General features: G+C 70.1%; 8 protein-coding genes. 2 read left to right on the top strand and 6 right to left on the bottom strand.

Going from position 1 to position 7,692, the window contains the following annotated elements; all coding sequences use genetic code 11:
• Positions 1-130: 130 nt before the first annotated feature.
• Positions 131-790: a DoxX family protein gene (locus tag ACWDKQ_RS26640; protein WP_450141502.1), complete on the bottom strand. Its 660-nt coding sequence runs from the start codon at positions 788-790 to the stop codon at positions 131-133.
• A gap of 336 nt (positions 791-1,126) precedes the next feature.
• Here ACWDKQ_RS26640 and ACWDKQ_RS26635 point away from each other — a divergent pair, with 336 nt between their 5' ends.
• Together ACWDKQ_RS26635 and ACWDKQ_RS26630 are read left to right on the top strand one after the other, a co-directional pair.
• Positions 1,127-2,038, top strand: coding sequence for an alpha/beta fold hydrolase (locus ACWDKQ_RS26635; protein WP_450141501.1), 912 nt, complete (start codon positions 1,127-1,129; stop codon positions 2,036-2,038).
• A 256-nt stretch (positions 2,039-2,294) separates the two neighbouring features.
• Entirely contained in the window at positions 2,295-3,452 is a 1,158-nt protein-coding gene (locus tag ACWDKQ_RS26630; RefSeq protein ID WP_450141500.1) for a PQQ-dependent sugar dehydrogenase, read from the top strand.
• Positions 3,453-3,569: 117 nt separating this feature from the next.
• Here ACWDKQ_RS26630 and ACWDKQ_RS26625 read toward each other — a convergent pair whose 3' ends face one another.
• The 5 genes from ACWDKQ_RS26625 to gatC all read right to left on the bottom strand — a co-directional run bounded on the left by ACWDKQ_RS26625 (position 3,570) and on the right by gatC (position 7,638).
• The gene (locus tag ACWDKQ_RS26625) at positions 3,570-3,785 is read right to left on the bottom strand and encodes a hypothetical protein (RefSeq protein WP_450141499.1); all 216 of its coding nucleotides are present in this window, start codon (positions 3,783-3,785) and stop codon (positions 3,570-3,572) included.
• 325 nt (positions 3,786-4,110) lie between these two features.
• Positions 4,111-5,616, bottom strand: coding sequence for an Asp-tRNA(Asn)/Glu-tRNA(Gln) amidotransferase subunit GatB (gatB, locus tag ACWDKQ_RS26620; RefSeq protein WP_450141498.1), 1,506 nt, complete (start codon positions 5,614-5,616; stop codon positions 4,111-4,113).
• Entirely contained in the window at positions 5,613-5,810 is a 198-nt protein-coding gene (locus ACWDKQ_RS26615; RefSeq protein WP_450141497.1) for a hypothetical protein, read from the bottom strand. Before ACWDKQ_RS26615 ends, gatB begins: the two co-directional genes overlap by 4 nt.
• Positions 5,807-7,339, bottom strand: a complete 1,533-nt coding sequence (gene gatA / locus ACWDKQ_RS26610; RefSeq protein WP_450141496.1) for an Asp-tRNA(Asn)/Glu-tRNA(Gln) amidotransferase subunit GatA — start codon at positions 7,337-7,339, stop codon at positions 5,807-5,809. Before gatA ends, ACWDKQ_RS26615 begins: the two co-directional genes overlap by 4 nt.
• Positions 7,339-7,638, bottom strand: coding sequence for an Asp-tRNA(Asn)/Glu-tRNA(Gln) amidotransferase subunit GatC (gene gatC, locus ACWDKQ_RS26605; RefSeq protein WP_450141495.1), 300 nt, complete (start codon positions 7,636-7,638; stop codon positions 7,339-7,341). The genes gatA and gatC overlap by 1 nt, the downstream gene beginning before the upstream one ends.
• Positions 7,639-7,692 lie beyond the last annotated feature (54 nt).

The raw sequence follows: 7,692 nt of genomic DNA, 5'->3' as shown, positions 1-7,692 counted from the left end.
AGGGCCTCGAAGAACCTCGCCCTCAACTCTCCAGAAACCACGATCCCCGCAACTCCCTGAAATCCAGGGTGTTGCGGGGATCGCTAGAACCCGCCAAAAAGAGGTGCGGGCCCGTTTTCGCGTGTTCCGGTCAGGGGCGGTGGAACAGGACCAGGACCGCCGCCGATACGGCGCCCGCGGTGATCAGGCTGATGAAGCCGAAGGGCAGCGGGCGGCGGAACCACACCCGCCCGTAGTCCAGGGCGACCCGCCCGGGCCCGGTGAACATCAACCCGAGACCCAGCACGCCTAGCGTCGCCTCCAGCTCGAAACCACCGGTGGCGGCGAAGAAACCGGCGCCGAGCTTGAGGAAGATCGCGTTGGCCATCACGCCGACGACCCCGGCGGCGGCTAGCGGGGTGAACAGGCCGAGCACCAGCAGCGCACCGGCTCCGAGCTCGGTGCCGCCGGTCACCAGAGCCAGCGCGGCGCTGCGCTCGAAGCCCATCTTGCTCAGCGCCATGGCGAACCCGTCGGGTCCCGGGCCGTCGAGAACGCCGAAGAGCTTCTGCGCGCCGTGTGCGAGGAAGATTCCGCCCAGCGCCAGCCGCAGAATCAGCAGGCCGAGGTCGGTGCCCGCGTTCCAGCCGAACGGCTTGCGCGGGTCGCCGATCTCGTCGTAGTAGTCGGACGGAGCAGCAGCGCGCCGATCGACCACGGACGTGGCCTCGGCGTCGCTGTAGCCGTCATCGTCGTCGTAGTAGGCGTATTTCTGCGCACCGAGACTCTGCGTGCTCTGCGCACTCTTCACGCTCGATGCACTCGTCACACTCGGTGCACTCGTCACACTCGGTGCACTAGTCACACTCGGTGCACTCTTCGCGCTCGGCGCACCCTGCGTGCTTGCCCCTGGCTGCTGGGCGTGCGCGCCGTAGTTTCGATCGTCGGGGTAGCCGCCCCCACCGCCGGGGCGATCGTCGTGAATCCTCACGCCGGACGAGGCTAGGGCATGGTCGCCCCAACGTGCGAGCCTTTCCGGCAAAGCTTTTCGCCACGTGATTTGTTCGATACTGCGTAACACCGGCTGGGGGAAAATGGTCCGATGGCCGATCAGGTGTTTCGAGAATTCGACGTTTCTGCAGGTGGCATGCCGTCTCGAAGCTGGGGTTCCCCGCAGGGGATCGCGGCTTCGCAGGCGGTCCTGGTGTGTCCTGAGGTCAGTGGGGCGCCTGAGTTGCTGCCGGTGGATTCGTCGGCTCGGACGATGGGCTGGACCCCGAACCGCAACCTCGGGACCACGCTGGGTGATCACGTCGGCGACGCGCTGGCGGTGCTCGACGACGCCGAGGTGAAGGACTGCACTGTCGTCGGCTGGTCCGCCGGCACGGTGGTGGCGGTCGAGCTCGCCCGGCGGTTCCCGGACCGAATCCGCGGGCTGATGCTGCTCGCCGGGCCGCCGACTGCGGGCGCGGAAGCGCTGCTGGCCGCCTTCGGCGTGCCGGAACTCGCCCGGCGGCTGCTCGCGGTCGGCGGTTCCGCCTCGCTGCGGCTCGTCGGCGGCCTGCTTTCGTCGATCACGTCGCGACTGCCGGTCACGGACTTCTCAGCGCAGCTAGTCCGATGCAGCGGCCTGCTGCCCCCCGAGACGGATCGGGCGGTCGCCGCGGCCGTGATGCGGCAGCTGCTGCACGAGGACTGGCAGTGGCACCTGGCGTTGAGCCTCGCCTGGAGCGCCTCGGCCCGGACCCAAGTGGCCGGGCTGAGCTGCCCGCTGACCGTCCTCACCGGACGGTACGATCTGCTGTCGGACTGCTCAGGCACCACCAAGGCGGTCGCGGCGCTACCGCAAGCGCGGGTGCGGGTGCTGTCGACGGCGCACTTCGTCCCGTTCGAAGCCCCCGACGTGGTGCGCGAGGAGTTGGCCCTGTTGCTGCGCCGGGTCGAAGCGGTGGAGTGCGCCCGCCTCGGTATCGACCCGCCACCGCCCCCGGTGCGCCGCATCCGGCTGCCGCTCCCGGAACCAGGCCCCCGCCGCCGAGCCGAGAACCCGATCAGGTGAAAAACGGGGTTAGGTATCCTGGAACCTCGCTGCCATGTTGACCCCCTGCAATTTCAATGGAAATCCAAGACCCGATTTTCTTTGGTCCATACACGAATCCGGGATCCCACAGTCGACCGCTGAGGTTCCGCTACTCGCACCGCAACTCAAGATGAGGTTGGAAAACGCTCATCGAAATGCGGCGCCGACACGGGGGGAGGCGGTTCGCGCACGTCCTCACCCGGGGTTTACCCCTCGGCCGATAGGCTCGGGCGTCGTGGCAGTCTCGTTTCGCACGCGTCGTCTTCTGCTGGGCATGACCGCCGTGCTCGGCACGCTGCTGGCGGGCTGCGCGCAATTCCCCGACGAGCACAACAGGCCCTGGGGCGACCCTCCGTCGCTAGAGCCGCAGGCCGGTCCGCAGCCGTCGTTCGAGAGCGAGCCCCCGCCGCCGGGACCAGGCACCTCACCGCAGCAGCCCAACGCGCCGGTCGGCTGCGAGGATCCCGATCCTGCCGTAGTGGCCACCTGCCTGGACCCCGTCGGCGCGATCACGGTGCTGCCCGACGGTCAGGGCGCGCTGGTCGGCGAGCGGGCCACCGGGCGGGTACTGCGCGTCCAGCGCGGCACGAAACCCGTTGAGCTGGCGCGGATTCCGGTCGATCCCAGTGGCGGCGGCGGGCTCACCGGGCTGGCGCTGTCCCCCACCTACCACGAGGACGAGCTGTTCTACGCCTACGTCACGACCAGCAACGACAACCAGGTCTTGCGGATCGCGGCCGGGGACCGGCCCAAGCCGGTGCTGACCGGCATCCCGAAGGGTTCGATGGGCAACGCCGGGGCGATGCTCTACGACGGCCAGGGCTCGTTGCTGATCGCCACCGGCAACGCGGGCAGCCCGGCCAGCGCCTTTAATCCGCAGTCGCTGGCGGGCAAAGTGCTGCGCATCGACGGTTCCGGCAAGCCGGCCGTGGGCAATCCGGATCCGAAGTCGCCGGTGGTCGCCAGCGGGTTGACCGAACCGGGGGGCCTGTGCGGAACGCCCGCGCAGGGCATGTACTGGGTGACCGATCGCAGCGACGGCCAGGACGCCCTGTACCGGGTGCGGCTCGGGAAGCCGCTGGGCTCGCCGGCGTGGACCTGGGCGGAGCGGCCGGGTGTGGCAGGTTGCGCCGCCGACCCGGCGACGGTGGTGGTGGCGCTGCGCGATGCCGCCGCGCTGTACACCTTGCACCCGGCGCCGGAGGGCACCTTCACCGGGCAGCCGACGAAGGTCATGGAGAACACCTACGGCCGGTTCTCCGCGGCGGCGCTCGGCCCGGACGGCCTGATCTGGCTGGGCACCGCGAACAAGGACGGCGGCCGCCCGATCTCCAGCGACGACCGCGCCCTGCGCATCGAGCCCCCGTCGGGCGGCTCCGCGGGCAAGGACTGAACGGCTCCGCTTCGCCAGCTCAAGGCCTGCGGAACCGGGTCCGCTATGGACGCGGCTGCTCGCCGTTGAGGCCCCGGTCGAGCAGGTCGGTGAGCAGTTCGATGGCGATTGCGTCGGTCAGACCTCCGGCTCGCGGACTCCGCTCGACCATGACCGCGTAGGCGAACTGGTGCCAGCGCGAGGACAGCGCAGCGCCTTGGCCTCCGGTTCCTCCGACGTGCCGCGCAGGTGCTCCGCCAAGTGCCGGAGACCTGGTTCCAGCATCGTCGACGGCCGGTCTGCGAACCGCTGGTCGACCAGCGAGGCCTGGTGCAGCGCGATTACCGCCGACATGCACGTCCACCGCATCGATCAATTCAATGTGGACGCTTGGCGCGTCACGACGTGACCGCCGGGACGCTGGTGCTGGTGCTGGTGCGCCCGGACGGCTATCGGCGGGATCGGCGAAGCCGCGAACGCGGCTGGATCCGACTGGCTCTACGTCGTCGGCGGCTACATGGCCCGCCGAACCCACCACCCAGTTTCAATTGAAACTGCGCCCACGCGCGGCCGGGTCCGCAGTTTCAATTGAAACTGCGGACCCGGTGGGAAATGCGAAGTGGGGAACCGGAAGTTCCGGTTCCCCACTTCGGTTCTCAGCAGTTCGCCTCCGACGCCGCTACTGACCGCAGGCCGCGAGGACGAGCTCGCGGACCCGCTTGGCGTCGGCCTGGCCCCTGGTGGCCTTCATGACCGCGCCGACGATCGCGCCCGCCGCCTGAACCTTGCCGCCGCGGATCTTGTCCGCGATGTCCGGCTGCGCCGCCAGCGCCTCGTCGATGGAGGACTGCAGCGCCGAATCGTCGGATACGACCTCCAGGCCGCGCGCCGCGACGACGTCGTCAGGCTCGCCCTCACCGGCGAGCACCCCGTCGACGACCTGCCGGGCCAGCTTGTTGGTCAGCTTGCCCTCGGCGACCAGTGCGATCACCCGAGCTAGCTGCTTCGGGGTGATCTCTAGGTCGGCGAGCTCGACGCCGCGGGTGTTGGCCTGCTGCGCCAGGTACGAAACCCACCAGGACCGGGCGTCGCCGGAAGGCGCGCCCGCGTCGACGGTTTGCGCCACCAGTTCCAGCGCCCCTGCGTTGACCAGGTCGCGCAGCTCCTCGCCGGACAGTCCCCAGTCCTCCTGCGCGCGCTTGCGCCGCTCCCACGGCAGCTCAGGCAGGGTCTTGGCCAACTCCGCGACCCACTCGCGGGACGGCGCGATCGGCACCAGGTCGGGCTCCGGGAAGTAGCGGTAGTCCTCAGAGGTCTCCTTGCGGCGGCCCGCAGACGTGGTGCCGGTGGACTCGTCGAAGTGCCGCGTCTCCTGCAGGATCGAGCCGCCGGAGGCCAGCACCGCGGCGTGCCGCTGCATCTCGAAGCGCACCGCGCGCTCCACGCTGCGCAGCGAGTTGACGTTCTTCGTCTCGGTGCGGGTGCCGAACTCCGCGGCGCCCTTCGGCATCAGCGACACGTTCGCGTCGCAGCGCAGCGAGCCCTGGTCCATCCGCACGTCGGAAACGTCCAGCGCGCGCAGCAGGTCCCGCAGCGCCGTGACGTAGGCGCGCGCGACCTGGGGAGCCCGCTCCCCGGCGCCGACGATCGGCTTGGTGACGATCTCGATCAGCGGCACCCCGGCGCGGTTGTAGTCCAGCAGGGAGTACTCCGCGCCGTGGATGCGGCCGGTGCTGCCGCCCATGTGCGAGGACTTGCCGGTGTCCTCCTCCATGTGGGCCCGCTCGATATCTACCCGGAAGATCTCGCCGTCGTCCAGCACCACGTCGAGGTAGCCGTCGTGCACGATCGGCTCGTCGTACTGCGAGGTCTGGAAGTTCTTCGGCATGTCCGGGTAGAAGTAGTTCTTCCGGGCGAACCGGCACCACTCGGCGACCTGGCAGTTCAGCGCCAGCCCGATCCGGATGGCCGCCTCCACGGCCTTGCCGTTGACCGCCGGAAGCGAGCCCGGCAGGCCCAGGCACACCGGGCAGACCCGGGTGTTCGGCTCGGCGCCGAAGGCGTTGGCGCAGCCGCAGAACATCTTCGTCCGGGTAGACAGCTCCACGTGCACTTCGAGCCCGAGCACCGGGTCGAACCGCGCGAGGACCTCCTCGTAGTCCATGATCTCGGCGACGGCGGTCACTTCTCGTCCTCCCCCTTGCGCAGGGCCCGCACGGCCAGGGCGGTGCCAGTGATCAGGCCGAGCGCGGTGATGATCGCGTCCGCCAGCGCGAGCTTGTCGTTCTTCTCCCGCGCCGCGCGGAAGCTCGCCCGCAGCCCGAGGCCGGCGGAGAGCACGGAGGCGAGTTGGAACGCTGCCTTGATCTTCGGGTTCATCGCGCGACCTCCAGCCGGGGAACACGGTTGATGAGCGGGCCGTCCTGGCTCGCGTTGCGCGCCGCCTCGTAGGACGCGCCGACCCGGTACAGCCACTCGTCGGCCATCGCCGGGGCCATGATCTGCAACCCGACCGGCAGACCGTCCTCATCGGACAGCCCGCACGGGACGCTCATGGCGGCGTTGCCGGCCAGGTTCGACGGGATGGTGCAAAGGTCCGCGAGGTACATCGCCATCGGGTCGTCGACGCGCTCGCCGATCTTGAACGCGGTGGTCGGCGTGGTGGGCGACACCAGCACGTCGACCTGCTCGAAGGCGGCGGTGAAGTCGCGGATGATCAGCGTCCGCACCTTCTGCGCCTGTCCGTAGTAGGCGTCGTAGTAGCCCGACGACAGCGCGTAGGTGCCGAGCATGATGCGCCGCTTCACCTCGGGCCCGAACCCGGCCTCGCGGGTCAGCGACATGACTTCTTCCGCGCTGCGCGCCCCGTCGTCGCCCACGCGCAGGCCGTAGCGCATCGCGTCGAAGCGGGCCAGGTTGGAGGAGCACTCGCTCGGCGCAATCAGGTAGTACGCCGGCAGCGCGTAGGTGAAGTGCGGGCAGGAGACCTCTATGACCTCCGCACCCAGCGCGGACAGCTGCTTGACGGCGGCGTCGAAGGCCCGCTGCACGCCCGGCTGGTAACCGTCGCCGGAGAACTCGCGGACCACGCCGACGCGCACGCCCTGCAGGCCGCCCGAAGCGCCCTGCTCTGCGGCGGTGACGACCTGCGGAACCGGCTGGTTGATCGAGGTCGAGTCCGCCGGGTCGTGCCCGGCGATCACCTCGTGGAGCAGCGCGGCGTCCAGCACCGTGCGGGCGCAGGGGCCGGGCTGGTCCAGCGAGGAGGAGAACGCGACGAGGCCGTAGCGGGAGACCCCACCGTAGGTCGGCTTGACGCCGACCGTGCCGGTCACCGCGCCGGGCTGGCGAATCGAGCCGCCGGTGTCGGTGCCGATCGCCAGCGGCGCCTCGAACGCGGCCAACGCCGCCGCCGAACCGCCGCCGGAACCGCCGGGGATGCGCTCCAGGTCCCACGGGTTGCGGGTCGGGCCGTACGCGGAGTTCTCGGTTGACGAGCCCATCGCGAACTCGTCCATGTTCGTCTTGCCGAGGATGACCACGCCCGCCTCGCGCAGCCGATGCGTCACGGTCGAGTCGTACGGCGGGACCCAGCCATCCAGCATCTTGGAGCCGCAAGTGGTGGGCATGTCGGTGGTGGTCAGCACGTCCTTGAGCGCCAGCGGCACGCCGGCCAGCGGCGACGTGACGTTCCCGGCGGCGCGGTCCTCGTCGACCCGCCGCGCGGCGGCCAGCGCGCCGTCGGCGTCGACGTGCAGGAAGGCGTGCACCTCCGGGTCGATGGCGGCGATCCGGTCCAAGTGCGCCTGCGTCACCTCGACCGACGTGACCTCGCCCGCCTGCAGCTTGGCGGCGAGCTCGGATGCGGTCAGCCCGGTCAGGCTGCCACCGGATGCGGTCGACGTCATCAGGCCTCCTCGGTGAGAATCCGCGGCACGCGGAACCGGTCCTCTTCGGCGGCTGGCGCCGCGGCGAGCGCCTGCTCACGCGACAGGCCCGGCCGCACCTCGTCCTCGCGGAAAACGTTGGTTACCGGCACGGCGTGGGAAGTCGGCGGGATGTCGTCCGCAGCGACCTCGCCCACTTTGGCCACCGCATCGAGGATCTGGTCGAGCTGGCCGGCGAAGGTGTTGAGCTCCGCCTCGGTGACAGCCAGCCGCGCCAGGCCGGCGAGGTGCGCGACCTCGTCGCGGGAGATCTTGGACACTGCGAAGGCTCCCTGGTCATGTCCGGTTTCACGGGCACCGCTCAGTCTATGGCG

It is taken from the genome of Saccharopolyspora sp. NPDC000995, from assembly GCF_053599315.1.
The sequence above is the reverse complement of the archived record's forward strand: the minus strand, read 5'-3'. Positions and strand labels throughout refer to the sequence as shown.